The sequence below is a fragment of the Streptomyces sp. AHA2 genome (assembly GCF_036857595.1).
GTDB lineage: Bacteria > Actinomycetota > Actinomycetes > Streptomycetales > Streptomycetaceae > Streptomyces.
In genome coordinates this window covers 85,106-110,293 of record NZ_JAUQWJ010000003.1, presented here as the reverse complement: position 1 = coordinate 110,293, position 25,188 = coordinate 85,106, and the positions used below count along the sequence as shown (strand labels likewise).

The following is a 25,188-nucleotide window of genomic DNA, read 5'->3' as shown; positions in this document are numbered from 1 at the left end:
GGCTCACGGGAGGTGAAGTCGGGGAGGGGGTGGACTCCCGCGCTCCGGCCGCGCACGCTGCGCACGCGGCTCGTCGTCGCGTCCGTGGTGCTGATCGCGGTGGTGTGCGCGGTGATCGGCACGGTGACGACCCTCGCGCTCAGGTCCCACCTGTACGAGCAGCTGGACGGGCAGGTCGAGGATGCCGGCAGGCGTCTGTCGGCGCCCTTGAAGCCCGGCCGGAAGGACAACGACCCCGAACCGACGGAAGCGGACCGGATCACGGGCTTCGTCCGGGGGCCGGCGCAGCCGGGGACCATCGCCGCCGAGGTCGCCGCCGGCGGCACGGTCACCCGGGCGGCCCTCGCCGAACAGACCGCGGACGACGGTCCCTTCCAGCGGAACGCGGCCGTCGGCCTGACCGGCGAGCAGAGGAGCGCCCTCGCCGCGGTGCCGGCCCGGGGCGTCCACACGGTCGACATCCCCGGCCTGGGCGCGTACCGCGTGCAGTACACCCCCGGTACGGACGGGGGCGGCTACTACGCCGCCCTGCCCACCGAGTCGGTCGACACCACCGTGAGCACCCTGGTTCTCGTCGAGGTCAGCCTCACCGGTGCCGGGCTGGTCGCCGCGGCCGTCGCCGGGTCCGTGCTCATCGGCGTGGCCACCCGCCCCCTGCGCCGGGTCGCCGCCACCGCCACCCGCGTGTCCGAACTGCCCCTGCACAGCGGCGAGGTGAATCTCCGTGAACGGGTGCCCGACTCCGAGACCGATCCGCACACCGAGGTCGGGCAGGTCGGGGCCGCGCTGAACCGGATGCTCGACCACGTGCACGGCGCGCTGCACGCCCGGCAGCGCAGCGAGACGCGGGTCCGGCAGTTCGTCGCCGACGCCAGTCACGAACTGCGCACCCCCCTCGCCTCCATCCGCGGGTACGCGGAACTCACCCGGCGCGGACGCGAACAGGTCGGGCCCGACACCCGGCACGCCCTCCGGAGGATCGAGTCCGAGGCCGGCCGCATGACCCTGCTCGTCGAGGACCTGCTGCTGCTCGCCCGCCTGGACGCCGGGCGGCCGCTGCGGTTCGGGCCGACCGACCTCGTGCCGCTCGTCGTGGACACCGTCAGCGACGCCCGCGCGGCCGGCCAGGACCACGGCTGGCGGCTCGACCTGCCCGACGGGCCCGTGCCCGTGGCGGCGGACGCGGCCCGGCTGCAGCAGGTCCTGGTCAACCTCCTGGGCAACGCCCGTACCCACACCCCGCCCGGCACGACCGTGACCGCCCGCGTCCGGCGCGACGGCCCCTGGGTGTGCGTCGACGTGCAGGACGACGGGCCGGGCGTTCCGGCGAAGCTGCTGCCGCACGTCTTCGAGCGGTTCGCCCGCGGGGACTCCGCACGCTCCCGGGCCACCGGCTCGACCGGTCTCGGCCTCGCCATCGTGCAGGCCGTGGCGACCGCGCACGGCGGTGCCGTGACCGTCGACAGCGTGCCGGGGCGGACCGTGTTCACGCTGCGCCTGCCCGCCCCGGCGCACCCGCCGCACCACGATCCGGACGAGCGGCCGGACTCACAGACGGGCCACAGCGTCACCACACGGGCGCGACAGGGCGCCTGAGCACAGTCGGTCCCATGCGAACCGACTCTTTCCCCGGCACCCTGCCGGCGCGGGAGCACCTCCCGGCAGCGCCGGCCGGTACGCCGGTCCTGGACGTAGTGGTCCCCGTCCACAACGAGGAGAGGGACCTCCAGCCGTGCGTCCGCCGGCTGCACGCACACCTCGCCCGCACCTTCCCCTACCCGTTCCGCATCACGATCGCGGACAACGCCTCCACGGACACCACCCCCCGGGTCGCGGCCCGGCTGGCGGCGGAGCTCCCCGAGGTCGACGGCGTCCGGCTGGAACAGAAGGGCCGGGGCCGGGCCCTGCGGGCCGTCTGGTCGGCCTCGGACGCCCCCGTCCTCGCCTACATGGACGTGGACCTGTCCACCGACCTCAACGCCCTGCTCCCGCTGGTGGCGCCGCTGATCTCCGGCCACTCGGACCTCGCGATCGGCTCCCGGCTGTCCCGCAGCTCCCGCGTGGTGCGCGGGCCCAAGCGGGAGTTCATCAGCCGGGCCTACAACCTCCTCCTGCGCGGTTCCCTGCAGGCCCGCTTCTCCGACGCGCAGTGCGGGTTCAAGGCCGTCCGCCGTGACGTGGCGCAGGTGCTGCTGCCCCTGATCGAGGACACCGGCTGGTTCTTCGACACCGAGATGCTGGTCCTCGCCGAACGCGCCGGGCTGCGCATCCACGAGGTGCCGGTCGACTGGGTGGACGACCCCGACTCCACCGTGCACCTCGTGCGGACCGCGACCGACGACCTCAAGGGCGTGTGGCGGGTCGGCAGGGCCCTGGCCACCGGCTCGCTGCCGCTGGAGAGGCTGGCCCGGCCGTTCGGCGACGACCCGCGCGACCGCGAGATCGAGGGCGTGCCGCACGGACTGGCCCGCCAGCTCGTCGGGTTCGGCGTGGTCGGTGCCCTCTCCACCCTGTTCTACCTGCTGCTCTACAGCGGCTTCCGGATCCTCACGGGCTCCCAGACCGCCAACGCCCTCGCCCTGCTCGTCTCCGCGGTCGCCAACACCGCGGCCAACCGGCGGCTCACCTTCGGGGTGCGGGGGCGCGGCGGGGCCGTGCGCCACCAGGCGCAAGGGCTGGTGGTGTTCGGCATCGGGCTCGTGCTGACCAGCGGTTCGCTCGCCGCGCTCGACGCGGCCACCGCCGCGCCCGCCCACTCCACGGAACTGGCCGTCCTCGTCGCCGCCAACCTCGCGGCCACCGTGCTGCGCTTCCTGCTCCTCCGGGCGTGGGTCTTCCCCGACCGAGGCACGGGCGGTCCGCCGCGGCCGGCCGGCAGCCAGGCGCCGCGGACGCCGTCGCACGGCCCACTCCCACGACGGGTGATCCAGCAGCCCCACGACGACCACCACTCCGGCCCGCCGTCGCGGCCGGCTCACCCGCACGACTGTGACCCGGGGGACCTCCGATGACCGTCCACCACCGCGGGCCGGCCGGCGGCGCCGGGTCACCGTCCGGCACGGGGCCCCGCCACGCGGCCCCCGAACCCGCCCCCGAGGTACCCCGCCGGCCCCTGCCGCTCCGCCTCCGGCGCGGACGGCCCGAGGACCCCCGCTGGGCCCGGCCGGCCTTCCTCGCGCTGCTGCTCGCCACCGCCCTGCTCTACCTGTGGAACCTGAGCGCCTCCGGTTACGCCAACTCCTTCTACTCGGCCGCCGTCCAGGCCGGCAGCCAGTCCTGGAAGGCCTTCTTCTTCGGCTCGCTGGACGCGGCGAACGCCATCACCGTCGACAAGCCCCCGGCCGCGCTGTGGCCGATGGCCCTGTCCGTCCGGCTCTTCGGACTCGGTTCGTGGGCGATCCTCGTCCCCGAGGTGCTGATGGGCGTCGGCACGGTCGCGGTCGTGTACGCGGCCGTCCGCCGCCGGTTCGCTCCCGCGGCCGGACTGATCGCGGGCGCGGTGCTCGCCCTCACTCCGGTCGCCGCGCTGATGTTCCGCTTCAACAACCCGGACGCGATGCTGGCCCTGCTGACGACGCTGGCCTGCTACTTCGTCCTGCGGGCGCTGGAGGACGGCCGGACCCGGTGGCTGGTGTGGGCCGGTGCGGCGATCGGGTTCGCGTTCCTCGCCAAGACCCTCCAGGCGTTCCTGATCCTCCCACCGCTCGCCCTGGTGTACGGCGTCTGTGCGCCGGTGCCGGTGAAGCGGCGGATCGGGCAGCTCGCCGCGGGCCTGGCCGCGATCCTGGTCTCGGGCGGCTGGTGGGTGGCGATCGTCGAGCTGTGGCCCGCCTCCTCCCGCCCGTACGTCGGCGGCTCGCAGAACGACAGCTTTTTGGAACTCACCTTCGGCTACAACGGTCTCGGCCGCCTCGACGGCGACGAGACCGGCAGCGTCGGCGGCCAGGGGGGCGGTGGCCGCGGCGGCAGCTGGGGCGAGACCGGCTGGGACCGGTTGTTCGGTTCCTCCCTCGGCGGTCAGATCTCCTGGCTGATCCCGGCCGCACTGCTCCTGCTGATCGCCGCGCTGGTGGCCACGCGCGGGGCCCGGCGCACCTCCGCGACGCGCGGCGCGTTCCTGCTCTGGGGCGGTGCCCTGATCACGACCATGCTGGTCTTCAGCTACATGCGCGGCATCTTCCACGAGTACTACACGGTGGCCCTGGCCCCTTGCGTGGCCGCGCTGACCGGCATGGGCGCGGTCCTGCTCTGGGAGCAGCGGCACAGGGTGTGGGCGTCCCTGGTCCTGGCCGGCGCGACGACGGCGACGGCGGCCTGGGGGTACGTCCTGCTCGACCGGTCCTCCGGCTACCTGCCGTGGCTCAAGTGGTGCGTCCTGGCCGGAGGTCTCACGGCGGCCCTGGGGCTGGTCTTCGCCGGCCGGCTGGGGCGGTGGCCGGCGCTCGGCGTGGCCGGGCTGGGCCTCGCGGCGGCGCTGGCCGGCCCGGCGGCGTACACGCTGACGACGGTGAACCAGGGGCACTCGGGATCCATCGTCACGGCGGGTCCCGCGGTCACCGGCGGCCGGGGCTTGCCGGGCGGCGGCCCCGGCGGTGACGGCTTGCCGGGTGGTGGTCCGAGCCGGCGTGACGGCACCGGCACGGCCCAGGCACAGCCGGGCGAGGGCTTCCCCGGCGGTGGCATGCCGGGGCAGGGCGGCAGCCGGCAGGGCGGGCGGGCGCCGGGACAGCCCGGGCGGGCGGGAGGCGGTGGGGGCGCATCCGGCCTGCTCGACGGCGCGTCCGTGAGCAAGGGGGCGAAGCAACTGCTCACGACCGACGCCGACCGGTACACCTGGGTCGCGGCGGCCGTCGGCGCCCAGAACGCGGCGAGTTACCAGCTGTCCACCGGTGAGGCGGTGATGGCCGTCGGCGGCTTCAACGGAACCGACCCGTCGCCGACCCTCGCCCAGTTCCGGCGGTACGTGGCCGACGGCAGGATCCACTACTTCGTCGCCTCCGGCACGGGCGGCGGCACGGGCGCCGGCGACGGCACGTCGGCGCAGATCACGTCCTGGGTGGAGGCCAACTTCACCGAGGTCACGGTGGGTTCGTCCACCTTCTACGACCTCACGCGCGCGGCGGGCGGCTGACCCGCCCCGGTCGCGGTCGCGGGGCGGTGGCCACCGGCCACCGCCCCGCGGCGGTCCCGCGGAAACTCCGTTGTACGCCGTAAGAGAGCTGTTCTACGGTGTACAGCATGACGACGTCCCCCCAGGAGACGGCCCCGCCCCAGGCGGCGCGCTCCGGCCATCCCCGACGCTGGCTGATCCTCGGTGTCATCTGCCTGGCGCAGCTCACCGTGCTGCTCGACAACACGATCCTGAACGTGGCGATCCCCTCGCTCACCCGCGAGATGGGGGCCTCGACCGCCGACGTCCAGTGGATGATCAACGCCTACTCGCTGGTGCAGTCGGGGCTGCTGCTCACCGCGGGCAACTCCGCCGACCGCTACGGCCGCAAGCTGATGCTGATGTCGGGCCTGGCCGTCTTCGGCCTGGGCTCACTCGCCGCCGGGCTGTCCCAGAGCCCGGGCCAGCTCATCGCGGCACGTGCGGGTATGGGCGTCGGCGGCGCCCTGCTGATGACCACCACCCTCGCCGTCGTCGTGCAGATCTTCGACGACCAGGAACGGGTGAAGGCCATCGCGCTGTGGTCGACGGTCAGTTCGCTGGGATTCGCGGCCGGGCCGCTGATCGGCGGGGTGATGCTCGACCACTTCTGGTGGGGCGCGATCTTCATCGTCAACATCCCCGTCGCCCTGCTCGGCCTGGTTGCGGTCGCCGCGCTCGTGCCGGAGTCGAAGCACAAGGCCGGCGACCGGCCCGACCTGCTCGGGGCGGTGCTGTCGACCGTCGGCATGACGGCCGCCGTCTACGCCATCATCACCGGGCCCGAACACGGCTGGACCTCGGCCCGGGTGCTCGTCCCCGCGCTGATCGGCCTGGCGGTGCTCGGCCTGTTCGTGCTGTGGGAGTTGCGCACCGAGCACCCGATGCTCGACATGCACTTCTTCCGCGACCAGCGGTTCGTCGGCGCGGTCGCGGGAGCGGTCCTCGTGGCGTTCGGCATGACGGGGTCGCTGTTCCTGCTCACCCAGCACCTGCAGTTCGTCCTCGGTCACGAGCCGCTGGACGCGGGGCTGCGGACCGCGCCGCTGGCGCTGACGGTCGTGGCGCTCAACTTCACCGGCGTCGGGGCGAAGCTGGTGCTCAAGGCGGGCACGCCCGCGGCGATCGCGATCGGCATGACCCTGGTGTCGGCGGGCCTCGCGGCGATCGCGCTGCTCGGCGGGCACGGGTACGGCGGGATGCTGGTCGGGCTGGTCGTGATGGGTGCCGGCGTCGCCCTGTCGATGCCCGCGATGGCCAACGCGATCATGGGGGCGATCCCGCCCGAGAAGGCGGGCGTGGGCGCGGGGATCAACGGCACGCTCGCGGAGTTCGGCAACGGGCTGGGAGTCGCCGTCCTCGGGGCCGTGCTCAACTCCCGCTTCGCCTCGCTCGTCGCGGTGTCCGCGGCCTCGCTGCCGGCGGCGCTGGCGGCGGCGGACTCGGCCGAGGAGAAGGCCCGCATCTCCGACGCGTTCGCCTCCGGCCTGGAGACCAGCCAGCTGGTCGGGGCGGTCGCCGTGCTGGCGGGCGGACTGGTCGCGGCCGCGTTGCTCCGGCGGGCCGAGCGGGCAGAAGCCGCCTGAGGGCTCGGAGCCGGCCGTCGTCGTGCGGACACGGTCCCGCCCCCGCAGGTGACGGCGCGGTGTCCGCGGCCTCGCTGCCGGCGGCGCTGGCGGCGGCGGACTCGGCCGAGGAGAAGGCCCGCATCTCCGACGCGTTCGCCTCCGGCCTGGAGACCAGCCAGCTGGTCGGGGCGGTCGCCGTGCTGGCGGGCGGACTGGTCGCGGCCGCGTTGCTCCGGCGGGCCGAGCGGGCAGAAGCCGCCTGAGGGCTCGGAGCCGGCCGTCGTCGTGCGGACACGGTCCCGCCCCCGCAGGTGACGGCGCGTCTAGCATGAGCCGCGTCTCGAAGATCGAGGAAGGTGCGCCATGGCGAGGACGGCCCGGCAGGACAGGCCGCGCACCAGCGTCTGGCTGGAGGGCAAGGCGGACCGGCGGCGCGGCGGCGGACAGCCCTCGGGGCTGGACCGCACGCGCATCGTCGGGGCCAGCGTGCGTCTGCTGGACGCGGAGGGCCTGGCCGGGTTCTCGATGCGGCGCCTCGCCGGCGAACTGAACGTCACCGCGATGTCCGTCTACTGGTACGTCGACACCAAGGACGACCTGCTCGAACTCGCCCTGGACGAGGTCATGGGCGAGATGCGGCTGCCCGACCCGGACGCCGGGGAGGACTGGCGCGACCAGGTGCGGGCGCTGGCCCACGAGTACCGGTCTCTGCTGGTGCGCCACCCCTGGGTGTCCCCGCTGGTCGGCGCCTACCTCAACATCGGCCCCAACAACCTGGCGTTCTCCCGGGTGGTCCAGCGCGTGGTCCGCCGCACGGGGCTGCCCGCGAAACGCATGACCAGCACGATCTCCGCCGTCTTCCAGTTCGTCTACGGCTACGGCACCCTGGAGGGCCATCTCGCCGCGCGGGCCGCGGCCGGCGGCCTGACGGTCGACGAGTACTTCCAGGAGGCCCTGACCACCGTCCGGTCCGCCCCGCAGGCCGCCGACGTCGTCCGGGAGTCCCAGGAGATCATGGCGGCGCGCGGCGGCGACACCGTCGCCGAGATGCTGGAGCGCGACTTCGAGTTCGCGCTCGAGCTGCTGATCGCCGGCATCGAGGCGATGGCCCGCCGCGCGTGAGGACCCGGAGCCCTACTCCCCCTCGACGAGCCGCGCCGGGAAACCGCCCGTGGCCACCGGCCCCCACCGCTGCGGGGTGATGCGGATGATCGACTTGCCCTGCTTCACCATGGCCGCGCGGTACTCGTCCCAGTCCGGGTGCTCCCCGGCGATGTTCCGGTAGTACTCCACGAGCGGCTCGACGGAGTCGGGTGCGTCGACGACCTCGGCCGTGCCGTCGATCTGCACCCAGGCACCGTTCCAGTCGTCGCTGAGCACGATCAGGCTCACGCGCGGGTCCCGCTTGGCGTTGCGGGTCTTGGCCCGCTCCGGGTACGTCGAGACCACGATCCGGCCCGAGTCGTCCACCCCGCAGGTGAGCGGTGAGCCCTGGGGGCTGCCGTCACCCCTGCGGGTGAGCAGGATCGCGTGGTGGCGGGGGCGCACGAAGTCGAGCAACTCGTCCAGGGAGACGCGGGTGTTCGTCGCGATGTTCGGTGCCATGCCCGGCAGCCTACGTCGCCAGGGCCTCGGCGAGGTTGTCGTACACGGGCACGTCCCGGCGCATCCCCGTCAGCTCCAGCACGCGGCTCGCGATGCCCTCCGGGCGGGCCACCAGACGCACCCGGGCGCCGGGACGCAGGCCGTGCCGCACCTCGTTGATCAGGCGGATGCCCTGGGAGTCCATGAAGGAGGTCGTGGTCAGGTCCAGGACGAGGACCTCCAGCCGGTCACCGCGGTCCCGCGCCGCGGTCATGATCTGCGGCAGCAGCTCGCCGGCGGTGCAGAAGTCGATCTCCGCGGGCATGGAGAGATGGACGCGGCCGGGCAGGTCGTGCGGCTCTGTGGGATTCGGCAAGAAGGTCACGGCGCTCACCTGGCAGACGTTCGTCCGGGTACCGGTAAGGCCGCTTCCTGACCCGTAGCCATTTCATCACGCCGGGCGGCGAAGACGGAAGCGACCCCGGCCCGGCCGCCGTCGGCCGGGCGTCACCTCGAGGCAACCGAACAGTTAGAGTGCTGTCCGTCCTGTGCTCGCAGTCGGGAATGTGCTGCGGAGCTCTCCTGCGCACGGCCATGGCCGTGCATGCCGAAGAGGTTCGTGGTGGCTGCGTCCGAGTTTCCTGGTTTGCCCCGTTTTCCGGCTGGCTTCGAGCTGGCCGACGCGCTCACGGTGGCTTCTCAGCAACTGCACGAGACCCTCACACCGGACAGCACCCTCCGCACGGCGGCCCGCCTCGCGGTGGACATCCTGCCGGGGGCCGAGCACGCCGGCATCTCCGAGATCGAGCGCGGCACCACGCCGCGCACGCTCGCCTGGACCGACGACGTGGTCCGCTCGGCCGAGGCCGGCCACACCGGCGGCGAGCAGCACGGGCACTGGGAGCGTCTGTGGGACAGCCCCGTGGCGTCGATGCCGGACAGCGAGGCCGACGACGGCGGGGACGTGCTGGCGGCGCTGGGCCTGCGCTCGGCGCTGTCGCTGCGGCTGCGCGCCGACCGGCGCCGGCTGACCGTGCTCACCGCCTACGCGCGCAAGCCGGGTGCCTTCGACGAGGACGCCACGCGCATCGGCCGGCTGTTCACCGCGCACGTCAGCATCGCCCTGGACTCCGCCACCGTGCGCGAGCAGCTGACCGAGGCCATGCACACCCGGGACCTCATCGGCCAGGCCACCGGCATCCTGATGGAACGCCAGGGCATCGACGCGGCCGCGGCCTTCGAGAGCCTGGTGCGCGCCTCCCAGCGGGAGAACGTGAAACTGCGCGACATCGCCCGCCGGATCGTCGACACCCACAACACTCCCTGAGCGGAGCCCGTTCGCCCGCGGGGCGTGTTCGGGCAGCGACGGGATACACGTACCGGCATGAGTTCCGAGACGTCCGGCACGCTGGACCAGGCGATGGTGCGCAGCAGTGGTCTCGACACCCTGCTGCGTGATCTGACCGACCGCGCGGTCCAGGAGGTGCCGGGCGCCGTCGCGTGCAGCGTCACCGTGCGCCGGGCGGGCCGGCTGCTCACCCTGGCGGGCAGCGACGGCCTGCCGAGCGGACTGGACCTGCGCCAGTACGAGAACGGCGCCGGACCCTGCGTGGACGCCGCCGAGACCGGCAGCGAGCAGTACTCCCCCGACCTGGCGGCGGAGACCCGCTGGCCGGCGTACACCGAGTACGCCCTGTCCGTGGGGGTCCGCTGCGTGCTGGCGGTGCCGGTCGCCGTCGAGGGCGAGAGCGGCGCCGCGATCAACTACTACGGCGCCGGGGCGGGGCAGCTGGGCCCGGGCCGGGAGGCGGCCCGGGCCTTCGCCGCCCGGGCCGGGGAGGCGATCAACGTGGCGCTGGCCATCGAGCGCCGCCGCCAGTCCGCGGCCGACGTGCGCACCGCGCTGCTCTCCCGCAGCGTCATCGACCAGGCCATCGGCATCCTCATGGCCCGCGAGCGCCTCGACGCGCGCACCGCGCTGGAGCGGCTGCGCCGGGCCTCACAGGACCGCAACGTCAAACTGCGGGACCTGTGCGGCCAGTTGGTGGCGAAGGTGTCCGCCCCGGGCTCAGACCGCCGGCAGTGACTCGCCCTGCACGGCCTGGATGTCCAGCTCCACCCTGAGCGTCGTGCCGATGGCGGCGATGCCCGCCTGCAGGACCTGGTTGTAGTTCATCGCGAAGTCCTCGCGCCGCAGTTCGGTCGTGGCGCGGAACGCCGCGCGGGTGCCGCCCCACGGGTCCGGGCCCGTGCCGAGGTAGGCCAGGTCGAGGTCGACCGGCCGGACGACGCCGTGCATGCCCAGCTCGCCGTGCACGGTCCACCGGTCGGACCCGGTGGCCGTCAGACCGGTGGACCGGAAGGTGATCTCCGGGAAGCGCTCGACGTCCAGGAAGTCCGGCGACCTCAGGTGCCCGTCGCGCATGCCGTTGCCGGTGTCGATGGACGCGGCCCGGATGACCGCCTCCACGCGCGACTTGGTGACGTCGTCCGGGGCGATCTCGATCGCGCCGGAGAACTGCGTGAACCGGCCGTGCACGCTGGAGATGCCCAGGTGCTGGGCCACCGCGGCCACGCTGGAGTGCACCGGGTCGACGGTCCACGGACCGGGCGGCGGCAGCTCGGTGCCGCCCTGGCGGGCCAGCGTCACGGTGCCGGCCTCGGCCCGCCCGCTCGCCGTGACGATTACGCTCGACGCGGCGGGCGCGTACCCGACGGCCGTGACGATCACCGTGTACGCCCCCGGCCGCAGCGGTGTCGCGTCCCGGACGGCGCCCTCCGCGTCGGCCTCGGCCCGCAGCACCTGCGCGCCGGTCATGTCCGCCACCGTGACGACCGCGTGCGACACGGCCCATCCGTCCCGGGTGCGGATCCTCGCGGTCAGTCCCATCTCGTACAACTCCTCGGAATGAGACCGGCCCGCGGCAGGGGGCGCACCTCCGCTCGAAGCGCGCCCGCCTGCCGCGGGCCGGGGTCTGCTACTCGCCGGGGTGGGCGAGTTCGATGTCGTGGGCGTCGGTGCCGGCGCCGGTCACCGTCAGGGCGGTGGCCACCGGCGGGTAACCCGTGGCGATGACGGTGTACTCGCCGCCGTCCAGGTCGGTGAAGGCGTAGGCCCCGTCCGCCCCGGTGGTGGCCGAGCCGACGACGTTGCCCGCCTGGTCGACCAGCGTCACCCGGGCGTCGGCCAGCGGGCCGTGCGGGGCGCGGACGACGCCCTGCACCCGGGCGCCGGCCTCCAGGTCGACCTCGACCCGGGTGACCCCGGCGCCGCCCACCTCGACGGGCAGGGCGCGCGGCCGGTACCCGGCGGCGTTCACCGCGACGGTCACCGCCCCCGGCACCAGCTCGGCGAAGGAGAACTCGCCCTGTGCACCGGTGGGCTGGGTGGCCAGCAGGTCGCCGCGCACATCGGTCACGATGACCATGGCGCCCTCGACCGGCTGCCCGCTCTCCACGGCGCGCACCAGGCCGGTCAGCCCGCTGGTGCCGCTGAGCAGGACGTCGTAGGCGACCGGCTCGCCGTTCACCACGATCGTGGAGGCCTGCGGCTGGTAGCCGTCGGCGGAGGCGATCAGGACGTACGACCCGGCGCCCGGGGCGTCCACCGCGTACGAGCCGTCGGCCTGGGCCACCGACCGGCCCAGCTGGCGCCCGGCCAGCGAGATGAGCGTGACGGCCGCCTGCGGCACGGGCGCGGACTCGTTGCCTCGCACGAAGCCGCGCACCGGCACCCCGCCTCCGCCCGGCGCGGGCTGCTCGGGACGGGCCGCGGTCGCCACGGCGGCGAGCCGCTGCGTCCCCTCCGGCCCGGTGCCGTCGGCGGTCCCGGTCTCCGGCACGGCCCAGGAGGGCGCGGCCTTCTCCCCGGTGGCGGGCTCGGCGGCCGCTTCGGCGGGGGTTCCGGCGGGCGTCTGCGGTTCCGCCGTCTGGGCGAGGGCGCCCCTGGTCTTCAACGGGACCTCCTTGATGAACAGCGACACCAGCAGGGCGAGCAGGGCCATCGGGGCCGAGTAGAGGAACACGTCCGCGACGCCGTGGCCGTAGGCGCTCTCGACGACCGTGCGGATCGGCGCGGGCATCGTGTCCAGGTCGGGGATGCCGCCGCCGCCCGTGCCGGCGTGACCGAGGGCCTCGCCCTTGGCGCCGAGGCCGGCCAGGCCGTCCTTGACGTAGTCGGTGATCTTGTTGCCGAGCACGGCGCCCAGCGCCGAGACGCCCACGGCACCGCCCAGGGACCGGAAGAAGGTCACCGTGGAGCTGGCGGCGCCCAGGTCGCCCGCCTCCACCTGGTTCTGCGTGCACAGCACCAGGTTCTGCATCATCATGCCGATGCCGAGGCCCATCAGCGCCATGTAGATCGCTATGTGCCAGTACTCGGTGTCGTAGCGGATGGTGCCCAGCAGCCCGAGTCCGGCCGTCACCAGCACGCCGCCGGCGAGCAGCCAGCCCTTCCAGCGGCCGGTGCGGGTGATGATCTGGCCGGAGACGGTGGAGGAGACGAACAGGCCCGCGATCATCGGGATGGTCATGACACCGGACATCGTCGGCGACTTGTCCCGGGCCAGCTGGAAGTACTGGCTGAAGAAGACGGTCCCGGCGAACATCGCGACACCGACGAACAGCGAGGCCAGCGAGGCCAGCGTGATGGTGCGGTTGCGGAACAGCCGCAGCGGGATGATCGGCTCGCTCGCCTTGGCCTCGACCAGGACGAACAGCGCCAGCAGCACCACGGAACCGCCGACCATGGCGTAGGTCTGCCAGGAGACCCAGTCGTACTTGTCACCGGCGAAGGTCACCCAGATGAGCAACAGGCAGACGGCCGCCGTGATGAAGAAGGCGCCGGCCCAGTCGACCTTGACCTTCCGCTTGACCACGGGCAGGTGCAGGGTCTTCTGCAGCACGACCAGGGCGATCACGGCGAAGGGCACGCCGACGTAGAAGCACCAGCGCCAGCCGAGCCAGTCGGTGTCGGTGATGACGCCGCCGACCAGCGGGCCGCCGACCATCGCGGTGGCGAAGACGGCGCCCAGGTAGCCGTTGTACCGGCCGCGCTCACGCGGCGAGATCATCGCCGCCATGATGATCTGGGCCAGGGCGGACAGACCGCCCATGCCGATGCCCTGCACGGCGCGGAACGTGATCAGCATGCCGGGGTTCTGCGACATGCCCGCCGCGGCCGACCCCAGGACGAAGACGACCAGCGCGATCTGGATCAGCAGCTTCTTGGAGAACAGGTCCGCGAGCTTGCCCCACAGCGGGGTGGTGGCGGTCATCGTCAGCAGGGACGCGGTCACGACCCAGGTGTAGGCGCTCTGGCCGCCACCGAGGTCGCCGATGATGCGGGGCAGGGCGTTGGAGACGATCGTCGACGACAGGATCGCGACGAACATGCCGAGCAGCAGGCCGGTGAGGGCCTCCATGATCTGCCGGTGTGTCATCGGAGCGTCGCCGGAGGAGCCGTGGGAGCCTCCCCCGTGCTTGGCATGAGCCCGCACACCGGCTGGTGTGGTCGTTGCCATGGGCTTCCTTTACTTACGTGCTTGCGGGTGTACGGGTGGTCCGTTCGAAAGCGGGCGATGCCGCCCGGGCCGCGGGACGGCAGTCGAAGCTCTCCCGCAGCCGCGCCATCAGGTCCGTGAGCCGGCCGACCTCCTCGTCGGTCCAGTCGCTCAGGCGCTCGGCGAGGACCTCGGTCGTCCGCCGGGACAGTTCGTCGAGCTGTGCGTGGCCCGCGGGAGTGAGGCGCAGGATGCGTGAGCGCTTGTCCGCCGGGTCGGGGGAGCGCTCGATCCAGCCCCGGTCCACGACGTGCGCGACATGGCGGCTGGTCACCGACATGTCCACCGCGAGCAGCTCGGCGAGCTTGCTCATGCGCATGTCGCCGTGCCGGCCCAGCAGCGTCAGTACCGCCGCCGAGCCGCCGGGACACTCGGCCGGCATGATCCGGCCCAGCTCCCGTTTCACGGCGCCGAAGGCGCTGAACTGGCGCACCAGCTCCTCGTACTGCGCCTTCCCGGCCATGACACCTCCCGCTTTCGTTGCTTAGGGCAACGATAGGAGCGGTTGGTTGCTGCAGGCAAATAAAAAGGGGCGGTGCGGGGGCCAAGACTTGGCAAAGGCGCGTATTGCGACAGTAAACGTGCAGGTGGAGAGCCCGGAGGCCGAGCGCACGCGGGGGCGACCGGAACGTCAACCCCCACTTGGGGGAGCCCCGGCGTTTTCGCTAGGGTCTCGGGCCATGGCTAACAACCAGGCCCCGCAGGGCAATCACGACCCCGCCGGCAACACCCAGATGTTCCGCGCCTTCGTCGACGAGGCGCCGCAGGGCCGCCAGACCGCGGCCACGTCCGGCGGACCGCGCATCGGCGTCGTCGTCGGCGTCATCGTCGCCGTGGCGATCATCGCGGGCGTCGCCTGGCTGGCGCTGTCGTAACCCGTACGGGCAGTTCCGCCGCCGGGCGCTGAGCGCCACCGGGCGCCCGGCCCCGGCACGGCCGCCCCCGACCGGGGACGGAATGCGCCCGCGGTACGCGGGACGCGCACGCTTGGGGACGCGGCGCGGGCCGCCGCGGGAACTCGGCCCGCGGCGGCCCGCGGTGCGGTCAGTCCGAGATCAGGCCTTCCCGCAGCTGCGCCAGCGTCCGCGTCAGCAGCCGGGAGACGTGCATCTGCGAGATGCCGACCTCCTCGCCGATCTGCGACTGCGTCATGTTCGCGAAGAACCGCAGCATGATGATCCGCCGCTCCCGGGGCGGGAGTTTGGCCAGCAGCGGCTTGAGGGACTCGCGGTACTCCACGCCCTCCAGCGCCGTGTCCTCGTACCCCAGGCGGTCCGCCAGCGATCCCTCGCCGCCGTCGTCCTCCGGGGCCGGCGAGTCCAGCGAGGACGCCGTGTAGGCGTTCCCCACCGCCAGGCCGTCGACCACGTCCTCCTCGGACACCCCGAGCACGGAGGCGAGTTCGGTGACCGTCGGCGACCGGTCCAGTTTCTGCGAGAGCTCGTCGCTGGCCTTGGTCAGCGCCAGCCGCAGCTCCTGCAGCCGCCGCGGCACCCGCACCGACCACGAGGTGTCCCGGAAGAACCGCTTGATCTCCCCGACCACCGTCGGCATCGCGAACGTCGGGAACTCCACGCCCCGTTCGCAGTCGAACCGGTCGATCGCCTTGATCAGCCCGATCGTGCCGACCTGGACGATGTCCTCCATCGGCTCGTTCCGCGACCGGAAACGCGCGGCCGCGTACCGCACGAGCGGCAGGTTCAGCTCGATCAGCGTGTCACGGACGTACGCACGCTCGGGGCTGTCCTCGTCGAGCGCCGCCAGCCGCAGGAACAGGGAGCGGGACAGGGTGCGGGTGTCGATGGCGCCCGCGGCCGGAAGGACCGGGACGGGCTCGGCCACGAGGGCCGGAGCCTCGTCGATGGGGCCGAGTGAGTCGAGAGCATGGGGAGCTGTGTCGCTCTCCGCGAGCGTGAGCACCTTCGAGCTGCCCTGTTCTGCGGACATGCCACCCCCTTTGGGTCGCGGGACGGTCGCGGCGGACGCTCCCGTCCGGGGAACGCAGCCTTCACCTGAATACCGGAGCCGAAGCTCCGGCAAACGCGCTTCCCGCAGAATGTCACATGTCGGCAACGCGCTGTAGTGACTTGTCGACATGTGAGACGCGAATCAGCCCTGCAAACAAGGGGTCTGACGGGTTTTCGGCCCTGAACCGTCGGCAACCGCCCTGATGAGCGATTCCCTCCCGCCGGTGACCCGTCGCTCGCGTTTGCGGTTACGCGTCGATGCGGTTCGCAGACCGCAACCGCTGGAAGCTGCGGGCGAGCAGGCGCGAGACGTGCATCTGCGAAACTCCGAGCTCCGCGCTGATCTGGGACTGCGTGAGGTTGCTGTAGTACCGCAGCAGCAGGATCCGCTGCTCCCGCTCCGGCAGCTGCACCAGCAGGTGCCGCACGAGGTCGCGGTGCTCCACGCCGTCCAGCGCCGGGTCCTCGTAGCCGAGCCGGTCCAGCAGTCCCGGCATCCCGTCGCCCTCCTGCGCGGCCTCCAGGGAGGTGGCGTGGTACGAGCGCCCGGCCTCGATGCAGGACAGCACCTCGTCCTCGCCGATGCGCAGCCGCTCGGCGATCTCCGCGGTCGTCGGGGACCGGCCGAAGGACGTCGTCAGGTCCTCCGTCGCGCTGTTGACCTGCACCCACAGCTCGTGCAGCCGGCGCGGCACGTGGACCGTGCGGACGTTGTCGCGGAAGTACCGCTTGATCTCGCCCACGACCGTCGGCATCGCGAACGTCGGGAACTGCACCCCCCGGTCCGGGTCGAAGCGGTCGATGGCGTTGATGAGCCCGATCGTGCCGACCTGGACGACGTCCTCCATCGGCTCGTTGCGGGAGCGGAAACGGGCGGCCGCGTAGCGCACGAGCGGGAGGTTCGCCTCGATGAGCGCCCCGCGCACGCGGTCGTGCTCCGGCGTGCCCGGCTGGAGCTCCTTGAGCTGGGCGAAGAGGACCTGGGTCAGCGCCCGGGTGTCGGCGCCCCGGCTCCGCTGGGGGGCGGCCTCGGAGGCCGGAGCGGGAGGGACGGGAGCCTGGGGCGCCGACGTTCCTCCCGGCGTCTGTGCGGGTGCCGGTGCGGGTGCGGGTGCCGTTGTCGGTGCCGGTGCCGCTGCCGGTGCCGGTGCCTGTGCCGGTGTCTGAGGCGCGGGCGCCTGAGGGGACGGTGCCTGAGGTGCGGTACTGGCCAGCACGGTCAACTCCACCTCGTCATCGTCAACTCATCGGTCAACTCTTCCATCAAAAGCGGTCATAGCATCACAAGACATGTGCACTGTGTGCAAGCACCCAATCACTCCGTGTTGAGGGATGAAAGCCCGCATAACTGAACAGCGTCATGCGAAAGCCCCCCGTCATGTCGACGGGGGGCTCGGAGCGGTCCGGTGCGGCCGGGTCAGAACGCGTAGTCGGCGATCACCCAGGTGGCGAACTCCCGCCACAGCGCGACACCGGCCTGGTGGTCGGGGTGCTCGACGTACCGCCGCAGCGACTCGGCGTCCTCGAAGGCGGAGTTGATGGCGAAGTCGTACGCGATGGGGCGGTCGCTGACGTTCCAGCCGAGCTCCCAGTGGCGGATCTCGGGGATCGTGCCGTCGAGGGCGCGGAAGGCCTCGACTCCCTCGACGACCCGGGGGTCGTCGCGTTCGACGCCCTCGTCGAGTTTGAACAGGACCAGGTGGCGGATCATCACTTTCCTCCTTTGGCAACCCAGGTGGCGAAGTCGCCGAGGGCGCCGGCGGCGTCCGAAATGCCCTGGAACCCTATCTGGACGTAATCGGCCGCCGTCTCCGGGTCCGTGATGATCACGTACAGCGCGAAGACCACGAGGACGTAGACGGCGACCTTCTTCGCGTTCACCGCCATCGCGGCCTCCCCTGTCACTGGTGTCCCATGCAGCGCACATGATCGCACGAAGGACCGGGCGCCCCGAAGGGCGGAACGCACGAAGGGCCCCGTCTCGCGACGGGGCCCTTCTTCAGCGGTAGCGGAGGGATTTGAACCCTCGGTGACTTGCGCCACACTCGCTTTCGAGGCGAGCTCCTTCGGCCGCTCGGACACGCTACCGAGGGAGACCTTACAGCAAGGTGCCGCGTGCTTCGAAATCGGTTTGCGGCGGCCTCTCAGCGGCCGCGGAAGAACTCCGTGAGCTGCGAGGCGCACTCGTCCGCGAGCACGCCCTCGATCACCTCGGGGCGGTGGTTGAGCCGGCGGTCGCGCAGGAGGTCCCACAGCGAGCCGGCGGCACCGGCCTTGTCGTCGCGGGCGCCGTAGACGAGCCGGTCGAGACGGGACTGCTGGATGGCGCCCGCGCACATCGTGCAGGGCTCCAGCGTGACCACGAGGGTGCAGCCGGCCAGCCGCCACTGCCCGAGGGCGGCCGCGGCCCGCCGGACGGCGAGGACCTCCGCGTGCGCGGTCGGGTCGCCGCCCGCCTCGCGTTCGTTGTGCCCGGCCGCGACGACGGTCGTGCCGTCCGGCGCCAGGACGAGGGCGCCGACGGGGACGTCCCCGCCCCGGACCGCCTCGGCGGCCTGGTCCAGGGCGAGTCGCATCGCGGGCCGCCAGGGGTCCCGGAGGGGGTCCGGTACCGGGTCGGGCGGCCCGGTGTCGGTGCGAGCGGTCAGCGGACCGTCTCCAGGGTCTCCGAGGCGCCCAGCGACTCGGCGATCTCGGTGACGGCGTCGGTGGTCATGGAGCGCAGCTCCTTCTCACTCACGCCGAGGTCGTCGAGGACCGCGGCGTCGCCGACCGGGCCGTGCGGCACCGCGTCGGCGGAGCCGGCCGCCCCGTCCCCGTCGTCGGCCTCCTCGTCGTCGGACTCACCGTCCTCGGTGCCGTCGAGGTCGAGGGCGTCGAGGTCGTCCCCGTCGTCCGGATCCCGGCCGAGCAGCTCGTCGGTGAGCAGGATCTCGCCGTAGCTGCTGCGGGCAGCGGCGGCGGCGTCCGAGACGTAGATACGAGGGTCTTCCTCGCCGTCCACGCGGACGACGCCGAACCAGGCGTCCTCCTGCTCGATGAGCACGAGCACCGTGTCCTCGTCGGGGGAGGCTTCACGGGCCAGGTCGGCCAGATCCGACAGGGTTTCCACATCGTCGAGCTCTGTGTCGCTCGCTTCCCACCCGTCTTCGGTGCGCGCGAGCAGTGCGGCGAAGTACACCGTGACTCTCCCACTGGTCTTAGGCGTGCCGGTTGGGGGTCCCCCCGGCGGAGGTTGCGGGCGGGGAGTGCTCGTCCGAGCCCCGCCCACTCGGAATCGTGGCAGAAACAAGGCGTCCAGGGGACGTCTTCGGCTCCCTGTGTCCGGCAGTTCTGATGGCACGCTCGTTGCCGCCACCTGCGGATCGTACGCGGCTTTGCCCCGCCTCGAGCACGGTCACCCGCGAAGAACGTCCGCGCGGTTCGCGATCTTCTCCGGCGGTTTGCTCGTCCGTTCCCTACCAGCGGAAGGTGCGCATGCGCATCGCGTGCCGCAGCCGCGCCGTCTTGGCGCGGCGCGGCTGCACGCGGTCGCGCAGTGCGCGCGCCTCCGCCAGGTCGCGCAGGAACCGGGCGCGGCGCCTGCGCCGCTCGGCGTCCGACTCGTCCGTCTCGTTCATCCGGTCGCTCTCCGGCATCCTGCCGTTCCCCGGCATCCTGCCGTTCTCCGGGTCCGCCACCGGCCGCACGCGCGGCGACGGATCGTTTCGGGTAACCCGGTCGGGCATCTGGTTCACCACCCCCAGTCCGTCCCTCCCACCTTCCCCCGGACGGGCGGTTTGACGCCAGCGAGCGGGTGACGGGCCTGCGGGGACCTTGCCGTGCGGCCGGGGTGACCCTGCCCGGTTAATGTTGGGGCCATGCGTCTCCACGTCGTCGACCACCCTCTGGTCGCCCACAAACTCACCACCCTGCGCGACCGGCGCACGGACTCCGCGACCTTCCGCCGTCTCGCCGACGAGCTGGTCACCCTGCTCGCCTACGAGGCCACGCGGGACGTGCGCACCGAGCAGGTCGACATCCAGACGCCGGTCGCGCAGACCACGGGCGTCAAGCTGTCGCACCCGCGCCCGCTGGTGGTGCCGATCCTGCGGGCCGGCCTCGGCATGCTCGACGGCATGGTGCGGCTGCTGCCGACCGCCGAGGTGGGCTTCCTGGGCATGATCCGCAACGAGGAGACGCTGCAGGCCTCCACGTACGCCACGCGCATGCCGGAGGACCTGTCGGGGCGCCAGGTGTACGTGCTGGACCCGATGCTCGCCACCGGCGGCACGCTGGTCGCGGCGATCCAGGAGCTGATCCGGCGCGGCGCCGACGACGTGACCGCCGTGGTGCTGCTGGCGGCGCCCGAGGGCGTGGAGATCATGGAGCGCGAGCTGGCGGGCACGCCGGTGACGGTCGTGACCGCCTCCGTCGACGAGCACCTGAACGACCAGGGCTACATCGTCCCCGGCCTCGGAGACGCGGGGGACCGGATGTACGGGGCGGCCGAGTAGCCCGGACGGGTTGCCCCGCTCCTGCCGCCGGGGCTCCGGCGGCGGGTCTCACTCAGCAGTTCTTCTTCGACCTGGGCGCCGGCTCGGGTCTGGCCATCTCGGTCAGGGCCCGGTCGGCGTCCGGCTTTTTCGCCAGTCCCTTGAAGGCGTCACCGATGACGAGGTCGAGGGTGGTGCCCTTGCGGGTGGCGTCGGTACGCCGTTCGGCGCCGGGCAACTGGGTGCCGAGCACCGGCAGCGTGGTGTCGAGGGCGGCCGAGGGGCCGAGCAGGACGCCGGTGCCCTTGACCTTCTTGTCGTACTGCTTGGTCGCGTTGCCCACGTCGCCGATCTTGAAGCCGCGCTTCTTCAGCTCGTCGGCGGTCTTCTTCGCCAGGCCGCTGCGGGTGGTGGCGTTGAGGACGTTGACGGTGATCGTGCGCGGTTCGGGCACGGCCCTGGCGACGGGCGCGGCGCTCGTCCTGGTCGTCGGCTCGCACTCGGTGCCGCCGCCGGCCGCCGAGGCCTTCCGGCCGCCGCCGGTGAAGACGTCGATGAGCTGCAGGGTGCCCCAGCCGCCCACACCGAGCACGACGGCGGAGGTCACGCCGATGGCGACGAGCCTGCCGTGCCGCCGGGGCCGGCGCATCCGGGGGTACTTGTTGCCCGTGATGCGGTACTTGCCGCCCATGCCGGGGGGAGTCAGCATGCTCATGAGCGCAGCGTAGTGCGCCCGGGCGACGATGCCTACTAGATGATCATTCGACATCGCCCAGTGGAACCCGAAAGGGCCAACCGGCCCCCGGCGGGGGTTCCGGCGGCCGGGGCCGCGGGGGGTCAGTCCAGTTCGAGCACGCGCGCGTGCAGCACCTGGCGCTGCTGGAGCGCCGCGCGCACCGCGCGGTGCAGGCCGTCCTCCAGGTAGAGGTCGCCCTGCCACTTCACGACGTGGGCGAAGAGGTCGCCGTAGAAGGTCGAGTCCTCGGCGAGGAGCGTCTCGAGGTCGAGTTGCTGTTTCGTCGTGACGAGCTGATCGAGGCGGACCGGGCGCGGCGCGACGTCCGCCCACTGCCGGGTGCTTTCCCGGCCGTGGTCGGGGTACGGCCGGCCGTTTCCGATGCGCTTGAAGATCACACGGAAAGCCTACCGGTCAAGACCTTCCGGGCGCAGCCATGGCGGGGCAGTGCGACGCTGAAAAAAAGCCCACAAGGCGGTACGAACCGGGAACAGGGGCGTGAACATGTCGGATCACGAGACCATGCCGTCCGCTCCCGCACCCGAGGTGTCCCCCCGTGCCGCGGCCCTTCCGCCGGAGGCCCTGAAGATCGCCTCCGGCTACGCCTTCTCCGGCCCCGCCCTGCATCTGGGCGCCCTGCTCTGGGACGGCCGGTGCCTGCCGGACGCACAGGTCCGCCTGCCGTTGTCGATGCTCAACCGGCACGGACTGGTCGCGGGCGCCACCGGCACCGGCAAGACCAAGACGCTCCAGCTGATCGCCGAGCAGCTGTCCGCCCAGGGGGTGCCCGTCTTCCTCGCCGACATCAAGGGCGACCTGTCCGGCATCGCCGCCCCGGGCCGCGCCGACGCCCGGGTCGAGGGCCGCGCGGGCGAGGTGGGCCAGCGGTGGACGCCGGCCGGGTTCCCCGCCGAGTACTACGCCCTCGGCGGCATCGGGCACGGCATCCCCGTCCGGGCCACGGTCACCGGCTTCGGCCCGGTGCTGCTGTCCAAGGTGCTGCGGCTGAACCGGACCCAGGAGCAGTCGCTCGCGCTGATCTTCCACTACGCCGACGGCAAGGGCCTGGAACTGATCGACCTCAAGGACCTGCGGGCGGTGGTCGCCTACCTGACCTCGGACGAGGGCCGGCAGGAGCTGAGGACGATCGGCGGCCTGTCCGCGGCCACGGCCGGGGTGATCCTGCGCTCCCTGACCGCGTTCGAGGCGCAGGGTGCGTCCGGGTTCTTCGGCGAACCGGAGTTCGACACGGGGGAGCTGCTGCGCACGGACGGGGACGGGCGGGGGGTGGTCTCCGTCCTGGAGCTGAGCGCCGTGCAGGACAGGCCGCAGCTGTTCTCGACGTTCCTGATGTGGCTGCTGGCCGACCTCTTCCACGACCTGCCCGAACTGGGCGACGTGGACAAGCCCCGGCTGGTCTTCTTCCTCGACGAGGCGCACCTGCTGTTCGACGACGCCTCCGAGGCGTTCCTGGAGTCGATCACGCGGACCGTGCGCCTGATTCGCTCGAAAGGGGTCGGGGTCTTCTTCGTGACGCAGACCCCGAAGGACGTACCCGCCGACGTCCTCGCCCAGCTCGGCAACCGGGTGCAGCACGCGCTGCGCGCCTTCACCCCCGACGACCAGAAGGCCCTGAACGCCACGGTGAAGACCTTCCCCAGGTCGCCCTACGACCTGGAGGAGGTGCTGACCGGCCTGGGCACGGGCGAGGCCGTGGTGACCGTGCTCAGCGAGAAGGGCGCGCCCACCCCGGTCGCCGCGACCCGGCTGCGGGCGCCGGAGTCGCTGATGGGCCCGGTCGGCCGGGAGGCACTGGACCGGGCGGTCCGTCAGTCGCCGCTGTACGGGCGGTACGCGCAAGCAGTGGACCGGGAGTCGGCGTGCGAGCGGCTGGAGCGGAGTCGTCCGGCGCAGCAGCCGCCCGGGCCGGTGGGTGGCCGGGGAACCGAGGGACCCGACGAGGGCCGGGGAGCCAAGGGACCCGACGAGATGCGGGACACCGCGTCCGGGCGGCGGGGTGGGGAGGAGCCGTCCGTGGTCGAGCAGGTGGTCTCCAGCGGGATCTTCAGGTCGCTGGCCCGCTCGGTGGGGACGCAGGTCGGCAGGGAGATCACCCGATCGCTGTTCGGCACGGCACGGCGCCCGAGCCGCCGCAGACGCTGACGCCGTTCATGACGATCCGCGCCCGCGTGACGGGCGTGGCAGGGCGCGGGCGCCCCTTCGCCGGCGGATCGTGGCCCTGCGGGTCGTGTCCCGGGGTGGCGGAGGCGCCGGCCCGGCGGGCGTGCCTCCGCCCCCGGGTGGGTCAGCCGCGGTGGCGTTCGGCCGGGGGCCGCGGCGGTTCGGGCGGCTCGGTCCGGGGCGCGGACTCGGGGGCGGACTTGGGGGCGCTGCGGGCGGCCTCGGCGCGCAGCAGGGCGCGCAGGACCGCGTAGGGGTCTTGAAGCATGGTGGTGCCGTTCCTTCTGGTTCCGTACGGGCGGGTGGACCGGTGGCCGGTCCGCTCAGCAGCGCAGAACCCAGGAACGCGGGGGGCGCGGCTCGTGCGGCGGGCCCGGCGGTACGGGCGCGGCGGCCCGGGCCGTGCGCGCGGGCCGGGGGGTGGCGGGGAGCGGCGTGGGGCGCGGGGCGGCCCCCGTGCGCCGGGCGGTCCGTGCCGAGGGGCGCAGGACGGTGTCGAGGACGTCGGCCTCGGCGGCCGTGCTCTCCCCGGCGGCGGTGAGGACCGGCCCACCGGGGATCGCCGCGTGTGGGCCCGGCAGGAGCAGGGCGAGCAGCAGGACGAGCACCCGCGGCCAGGCGTGCCGGCGCGGGCCGCGGGGGACCGGCTGCGGTGCGGGGGTCACGGGAGGTCACTCCCCGCCGGGCGCGTGCCGTTCATCCCGCCCGCCGCGGGATGAACCCGCTCGGCCCATGGCGCCCTCCCGGCCAGGGGACCCCGTCTCACCCCGCGGACGGCCTCCCCGCCTCCGGGACCCGGAGGAAGGCGGGCACTGCGGGTCGGGCGGCCAGGCGTCCCCGGAGCCGACCCGAGCGGCCCGGTCGCCCGGCGCACGCCGACCGGTTGCCGCGGGCGCCTCGGGGCCGGACGGCCACCGCCCGACGTGGCCGGGGACGGGGGCGCGGTCGGCGTCGGGCTCCGGGGCGTCGGGGGAGCCGCTCGGTGGCTCGGTCATGCTCCATGCTGGGACCGCCCCGCCGTTGTCCGCCATCCGGGGTGGTCCGGGAGACTGACGCCGGCGTGCGGGTGGGCGTGGAGGCCGTGGGAGGCCCGGATCACCGTCTCGTCCGCAGGGCCTCGTCGGGCCGACCGCGCCGGAGAGCCCGGGATGCGGACGGCCGGGCGGAGATGCGGCGTGCCCACCGCTGCGCGTCCGTGGCGGGGGCGGCGGGCGGTCCGCGAGGGGTTCGGGCCGGACACTCCTGGTCGCGCGGGAGGAGCCGGCCCCGCCGGGGCCGGCCCCGACAGCCCCCGGCCGGGGCCCACCCGGTGGCCGGCCCTGGCTCAGGCCCCGGCCATCCGGCGGGAGACCGTGGTCGGTGCGCTACGACCCCGTCTGCTTCGCCGCCTTGGCCGTCGCCTTCATCTCCTGCTTGTACGCCCGTACCTTCGTCAGGGACTCGGGACCCGTGATGTCGGCGACCGAGCGGAAGGAGTCCGCCTCGCCGTAGGAGCCCGCCGCCTCGCGCCAGCCCGTGGGGCGCACCCCGAGCTGCTTGCCGAGCAGGGCGAGGAAGATCTGGGCCTTCTGCTTGCCGAAGCCGGGCAGTTCGGCCAGCCGCCTCAGCAGCTCCCTGCCGGTGCCGGCGTCCTTCCAGACGGCCTCGGCGTCACCGTCGTAGTGCTCGACGAGGTACTGGCACAGCTGCTGGATGCGCTTGGCCATGGAGCCGGGGTAGCGGTGCACGGCCGGTTTCTGCGAGAGCAGCGCGGCGAAGGCCTCCGGCTCCTGGGCGGCGATCTCGTGCGCGTCGAGGTCGTCGGCGCCGAGCCGCTGCGCGATCGTCGCCGGGCCCTTGAACGCCCACTCCATCGGGACCTGCTGGTCCAGCAGCATCCCGATCAGCGCGGCGAGCGGGCTGCGGCCCAGCAGCGCGTCGGCCTCGGGGTCCTGGGCGAGGTGCAGGGTGACGTCCATGCCCCGATC

The 25,188-nt window shown here is 73.1% G+C and carries 28 protein-coding genes and 1 tRNA gene; 11 read left to right on the top strand and 18 right to left on the bottom strand.

Going from position 1 to position 25,188, the window contains the following annotated elements:
* Positions 1-12: 12 nt before the first annotated feature.
* The 6 genes from Q5694_RS07815 to Q5694_RS07790 all read left to right on the top strand — a co-directional run bounded on the left by Q5694_RS07815 (position 13) and on the right by Q5694_RS07790 (position 7,839).
* The gene (locus Q5694_RS07815) at positions 13-1,596 is read left to right on the top strand and encodes a sensor histidine kinase (protein ID WP_333931650.1); all 1,584 of its coding nucleotides are present in this window, start codon (positions 13-15) and stop codon (positions 1,594-1,596) included.
* 14 nt (positions 1,597-1,610) lie between these two features.
* On the top strand, positions 1,611-3,011 hold the full coding sequence (locus Q5694_RS07810; RefSeq protein WP_333931649.1) for a bifunctional glycosyltransferase family 2/GtrA family protein: 1,401 nt from the start codon (positions 1,611-1,613) through the stop codon (positions 3,009-3,011).
* Positions 3,008-5,131 (top strand): ArnT family glycosyltransferase, encoded by a 2,124-nt coding sequence (locus Q5694_RS07805; protein WP_333931648.1) that lies wholly within the window; start codon positions 3,008-3,010, stop codon positions 5,129-5,131. Before Q5694_RS07810 ends, Q5694_RS07805 begins: the two co-directional genes overlap by 4 nt.
* 107 nt (positions 5,132-5,238) lie before the next feature.
* On the top strand, positions 5,239-6,735 hold the full coding sequence (locus Q5694_RS07800; protein WP_333931647.1) for an MFS transporter: 1,497 nt from the start codon (positions 5,239-5,241) through the stop codon (positions 6,733-6,735).
* Positions 6,736-6,794: 59 nt separating this feature from the next.
* A complete protein-coding gene (locus Q5694_RS07795; protein ID WP_333931646.1) occupies positions 6,795-6,980 on the top strand; it encodes a hypothetical protein in 186 nt (61 codons plus the stop codon).
* A gap of 100 nt (positions 6,981-7,080) precedes the next feature.
* Positions 7,081-7,839, top strand: coding sequence for a TetR/AcrR family transcriptional regulator (locus Q5694_RS07790; RefSeq protein WP_333931645.1), 759 nt, complete (start codon positions 7,081-7,083; stop codon positions 7,837-7,839).
* A gap of 12 nt (positions 7,840-7,851) precedes the next feature.
* Here Q5694_RS07790 and Q5694_RS07785 read toward each other — a convergent pair whose 3' ends face one another.
* The gene (locus tag Q5694_RS07785) at positions 7,852-8,322 is read right to left on the bottom strand and encodes a PPOX class F420-dependent oxidoreductase (protein ID WP_333931644.1); all 471 of its coding nucleotides are present in this window, start codon (positions 8,320-8,322) and stop codon (positions 7,852-7,854) included.
* 10 nt (positions 8,323-8,332) lie between these two features.
* Positions 8,333-8,686 carry an STAS domain-containing protein gene (locus tag Q5694_RS07780; protein WP_443040829.1) on the bottom strand — a complete coding sequence of 118 codons (354 nt, stop codon included), beginning with the start codon at positions 8,684-8,686 and terminating at the stop codon, positions 8,333-8,335.
* 219 nt (positions 8,687-8,905) lie between these two features.
* On the opposite strand from Q5694_RS07780, the gene Q5694_RS07775 reads away from it, so the two are divergent.
* Positions 8,906-9,628 (top strand): ANTAR domain-containing protein, encoded by a 723-nt coding sequence (locus Q5694_RS07775; protein ID WP_333931642.1) that lies wholly within the window; start codon positions 8,906-8,908, stop codon positions 9,626-9,628.
* Between the two features lie 57 nt (positions 9,629-9,685).
* Positions 9,686-10,387, top strand: a complete 702-nt coding sequence (locus tag Q5694_RS07770; RefSeq protein ID WP_333931641.1) for a GAF and ANTAR domain-containing protein — start codon at positions 9,686-9,688, stop codon at positions 10,385-10,387.
* On the opposite strand, the gene Q5694_RS07765 is transcribed toward Q5694_RS07770, so the two are convergent.
* The 3 genes from Q5694_RS07765 to Q5694_RS07755 all read right to left on the bottom strand — a co-directional run bounded on the left by Q5694_RS07765 (position 10,370) and on the right by Q5694_RS07755 (position 14,325).
* Entirely contained in the window at positions 10,370-11,191 is an 822-nt protein-coding gene (locus Q5694_RS07765) for a YceI family protein (protein ID WP_333931640.1), read from the bottom strand. The genes Q5694_RS07770 and Q5694_RS07765 overlap by 18 nt on opposite strands.
* A gap of 88 nt (positions 11,192-11,279) precedes the next feature.
* Complete coding sequence (locus tag Q5694_RS07760) at positions 11,280-13,823, bottom strand: MFS transporter (protein WP_333931638.1); 2,544 nt, start codon at positions 13,821-13,823, stop codon at positions 11,280-11,282.
* 13 nt (positions 13,824-13,836) lie between these two features.
* Positions 13,837-14,325: a MarR family winged helix-turn-helix transcriptional regulator gene (locus tag Q5694_RS07755; protein WP_333931636.1), complete on the bottom strand. Its 489-nt coding sequence runs from the start codon at positions 14,323-14,325 to the stop codon at positions 13,837-13,839.
* Positions 14,326-14,542: 217 nt separating this feature from the next.
* Here Q5694_RS07755 and Q5694_RS07750 point away from each other — a divergent pair, with 217 nt between their 5' ends.
* Positions 14,543-14,737 (top strand): hypothetical protein, encoded by a 195-nt coding sequence (locus Q5694_RS07750; RefSeq protein ID WP_333931635.1) that lies wholly within the window; start codon positions 14,543-14,545, stop codon positions 14,735-14,737.
* A 169-nt stretch (positions 14,738-14,906) separates the two neighbouring features.
* Here the strand turns inward: Q5694_RS07750 and Q5694_RS07745 are convergent, their stop codons facing one another.
* From Q5694_RS07745 to Q5694_RS07710, 8 genes are all read right to left on the bottom strand, one after another.
* A complete protein-coding gene (locus Q5694_RS07745; RefSeq protein ID WP_333931634.1) occupies positions 14,907-15,809 on the bottom strand; it encodes an RNA polymerase sigma factor SigF in 903 nt (300 codons plus the stop codon).
* A 268-nt stretch (positions 15,810-16,077) separates the two neighbouring features.
* Positions 16,078-17,058, bottom strand: a complete 981-nt coding sequence (locus tag Q5694_RS07740) for an RNA polymerase sigma factor SigF (protein ID WP_443040828.1) — start codon at positions 17,056-17,058, stop codon at positions 16,078-16,080.
* A gap of 188 nt (positions 17,059-17,246) precedes the next feature.
* Positions 17,247-17,540: a Dabb family protein gene (locus Q5694_RS07735; protein WP_333931633.1), complete on the bottom strand. Its 294-nt coding sequence runs from the start codon at positions 17,538-17,540 to the stop codon at positions 17,247-17,249.
* Entirely contained in the window at positions 17,540-17,716 is a 177-nt protein-coding gene (locus tag Q5694_RS07730; RefSeq protein WP_333931632.1) for a hypothetical protein, read from the bottom strand. Before Q5694_RS07730 ends, Q5694_RS07735 begins: the two co-directional genes overlap by 1 nt.
* 116 nt (positions 17,717-17,832) lie before the next feature.
* Positions 17,833-17,917 (bottom strand) — tRNA-Ser (locus Q5694_RS07725).
* 56 nt (positions 17,918-17,973) lie between these two features.
* Complete coding sequence (tadA, locus tag Q5694_RS07720) at positions 17,974-18,405, bottom strand: tRNA adenosine(34) deaminase TadA (protein WP_333931631.1); 432 nt, start codon at positions 18,403-18,405, stop codon at positions 17,974-17,976.
* Positions 18,406-18,473: 68 nt separating this feature from the next.
* On the bottom strand, positions 18,474-19,010 hold the full coding sequence (locus tag Q5694_RS07715) for a tRNA adenosine deaminase-associated protein (RefSeq protein WP_333931629.1): 537 nt from the start codon (positions 19,008-19,010) through the stop codon (positions 18,474-18,476).
* Between the two features lie 277 nt (positions 19,011-19,287).
* On the bottom strand, positions 19,288-19,467 hold the full coding sequence (locus tag Q5694_RS07710; protein WP_333931628.1) for a hypothetical protein: 180 nt from the start codon (positions 19,465-19,467) through the stop codon (positions 19,288-19,290).
* Between the two features lie 222 nt (positions 19,468-19,689).
* Between Q5694_RS07710 and upp the strand changes: the two genes are divergently transcribed.
* The gene (gene upp, locus Q5694_RS07705; RefSeq protein ID WP_333931627.1) at positions 19,690-20,325 is read left to right on the top strand and encodes a uracil phosphoribosyltransferase; all 636 of its coding nucleotides are present in this window, start codon (positions 19,690-19,692) and stop codon (positions 20,323-20,325) included.
* Between the two features lie 52 nt (positions 20,326-20,377).
* On the opposite strand, the gene Q5694_RS07700 is transcribed toward upp, so the two are convergent.
* Positions 20,378-20,995 (bottom strand): LytR C-terminal domain-containing protein, encoded by a 618-nt coding sequence (locus tag Q5694_RS07700; protein ID WP_333932301.1) that lies wholly within the window; start codon positions 20,993-20,995, stop codon positions 20,378-20,380.
* A gap of 146 nt (positions 20,996-21,141) precedes the next feature.
* Positions 21,142-21,438: a type II toxin-antitoxin system VapB family antitoxin gene (locus tag Q5694_RS07695; RefSeq protein ID WP_004943146.1), complete on the bottom strand. Its 297-nt coding sequence runs from the start codon at positions 21,436-21,438 to the stop codon at positions 21,142-21,144.
* A gap of 106 nt (positions 21,439-21,544) precedes the next feature.
* Between Q5694_RS07695 and Q5694_RS07690 the strand changes: the two genes are divergently transcribed.
* A complete protein-coding gene (locus Q5694_RS07690; RefSeq protein WP_333931613.1) occupies positions 21,545-23,203 on the top strand; it encodes a helicase HerA-like domain-containing protein in 1,659 nt (552 codons plus the stop codon).
* 142 nt (positions 23,204-23,345) lie between these two features.
* Here Q5694_RS07690 and Q5694_RS07685 read toward each other — a convergent pair whose 3' ends face one another.
* The 3 genes from Q5694_RS07685 to Q5694_RS07675 all read right to left on the bottom strand — a co-directional run bounded on the left by Q5694_RS07685 (position 23,346) and on the right by Q5694_RS07675 (position 25,179).
* Positions 23,346-23,489, bottom strand: coding sequence for a hypothetical protein (locus Q5694_RS07685; protein WP_333931612.1), 144 nt, complete (start codon positions 23,487-23,489; stop codon positions 23,346-23,348).
* Positions 23,490-23,544: 55 nt separating this feature from the next.
* A complete protein-coding gene (locus Q5694_RS07680) occupies positions 23,545-23,886 on the bottom strand; it encodes a hypothetical protein (protein ID WP_333931611.1) in 342 nt (113 codons plus the stop codon).
* 699 nt (positions 23,887-24,585) lie between these two features.
* Positions 24,586-25,179, bottom strand: coding sequence for an HhH-GPD-type base excision DNA repair protein (locus Q5694_RS07675; protein ID WP_333931610.1), 594 nt, complete (start codon positions 25,177-25,179; stop codon positions 24,586-24,588).
* Positions 25,180-25,188 lie beyond the last annotated feature (9 nt).

What these genes read in the sequence shown, in the direction of transcription:
- Q5694_RS07775 (WP_333931642.1), top strand. Translation starts at nt 8,906, where the DNA reads ATGCCGAAGAGGTTCGTGGTGGCTGCGTCCGAGTTTCCTGGTTTGCCC.
- Q5694_RS07735 (WP_333931633.1), bottom strand. Translation starts at nt 17,540, where the DNA reads ATGATCCGCCACCTGGTCCTGTTCAAACTCGACGAGGGCGTCGAACGC.
- Q5694_RS07730 (WP_333931632.1), bottom strand. Translation starts at nt 17,716, where the DNA reads ATGGCGGTGAACGCGAAGAAGGTCGCCGTCTACGTCCTCGTGGTCTTC.
- Q5694_RS07760 (WP_333931638.1), bottom strand. Translation starts at nt 13,823, where the DNA reads ATGGCAACGACCACACCAGCCGGTGTGCGGGCTCATGCCAAGCACGGG.
- Q5694_RS07770 (WP_333931641.1), top strand. Translation starts at nt 9,686, where the DNA reads ATGAGTTCCGAGACGTCCGGCACGCTGGACCAGGCGATGGTGCGCAGC.
- Q5694_RS07810 (WP_333931649.1), top strand. Translation starts at nt 1,611, where the DNA reads ATGCGAACCGACTCTTTCCCCGGCACCCTGCCGGCGCGGGAGCACCTC.
- Q5694_RS07800 (WP_333931647.1), top strand. Translation starts at nt 5,239, where the DNA reads ATGACGACGTCCCCCCAGGAGACGGCCCCGCCCCAGGCGGCGCGCTCC.
- Q5694_RS07755 (WP_333931636.1), bottom strand. Translation starts at nt 14,325, where the DNA reads ATGGCCGGGAAGGCGCAGTACGAGGAGCTGGTGCGCCAGTTCAGCGCC.
- Q5694_RS07745 (WP_333931634.1), bottom strand. Translation starts at nt 15,809, where the DNA reads ATGTCCGCAGAACAGGGCAGCTCGAAGGTGCTCACGCTCGCGGAGAGC.
- Q5694_RS07700 (WP_333932301.1), bottom strand. Translation starts at nt 20,995, where the DNA reads ATGGGCGGCAAGTACCGCATCACGGGCAACAAGTACCCCCGGATGCGC.
- Q5694_RS07805 (WP_333931648.1), top strand. Translation starts at nt 3,008, where the DNA reads ATGACCGTCCACCACCGCGGGCCGGCCGGCGGCGCCGGGTCACCGTCC.
- Q5694_RS07790 (WP_333931645.1), top strand. Translation starts at nt 7,081, where the DNA reads ATGGCGAGGACGGCCCGGCAGGACAGGCCGCGCACCAGCGTCTGGCTG.
- Q5694_RS07690 (WP_333931613.1), top strand. Translation starts at nt 21,545, where the DNA reads ATGTCGGATCACGAGACCATGCCGTCCGCTCCCGCACCCGAGGTGTCC.
- tadA (WP_333931631.1), bottom strand. Translation starts at nt 18,405, where the DNA reads ATGCGACTCGCCCTGGACCAGGCCGCCGAGGCGGTCCGGGGCGGGGAC.
- Q5694_RS07675 (WP_333931610.1), bottom strand. Translation starts at nt 25,179, where the DNA reads ATGGACGTCACCCTGCACCTCGCCCAGGACCCCGAGGCCGACGCGCTG.
- Q5694_RS07710 (WP_333931628.1), bottom strand. Translation starts at nt 19,467, where the DNA reads ATGCCGGAGAGCGACCGGATGAACGAGACGGACGAGTCGGACGCCGAG.
- Q5694_RS07785 (WP_333931644.1), bottom strand. Translation starts at nt 8,322, where the DNA reads ATGGCACCGAACATCGCGACGAACACCCGCGTCTCCCTGGACGAGTTG.
- Q5694_RS07685 (WP_333931612.1), bottom strand. Translation starts at nt 23,489, where the DNA reads ATGCTTCAAGACCCCTACGCGGTCCTGCGCGCCCTGCTGCGCGCCGAG.
- Q5694_RS07750 (WP_333931635.1), top strand. Translation starts at nt 14,543, where the DNA reads ATGGCTAACAACCAGGCCCCGCAGGGCAATCACGACCCCGCCGGCAAC.
- Q5694_RS07765 (WP_333931640.1), bottom strand. Translation starts at nt 11,191, where the DNA reads ATGGGACTGACCGCGAGGATCCGCACCCGGGACGGATGGGCCGTGTCG.
- upp (WP_333931627.1), top strand. Translation starts at nt 19,690, where the DNA reads ATGCGTCTCCACGTCGTCGACCACCCTCTGGTCGCCCACAAACTCACC.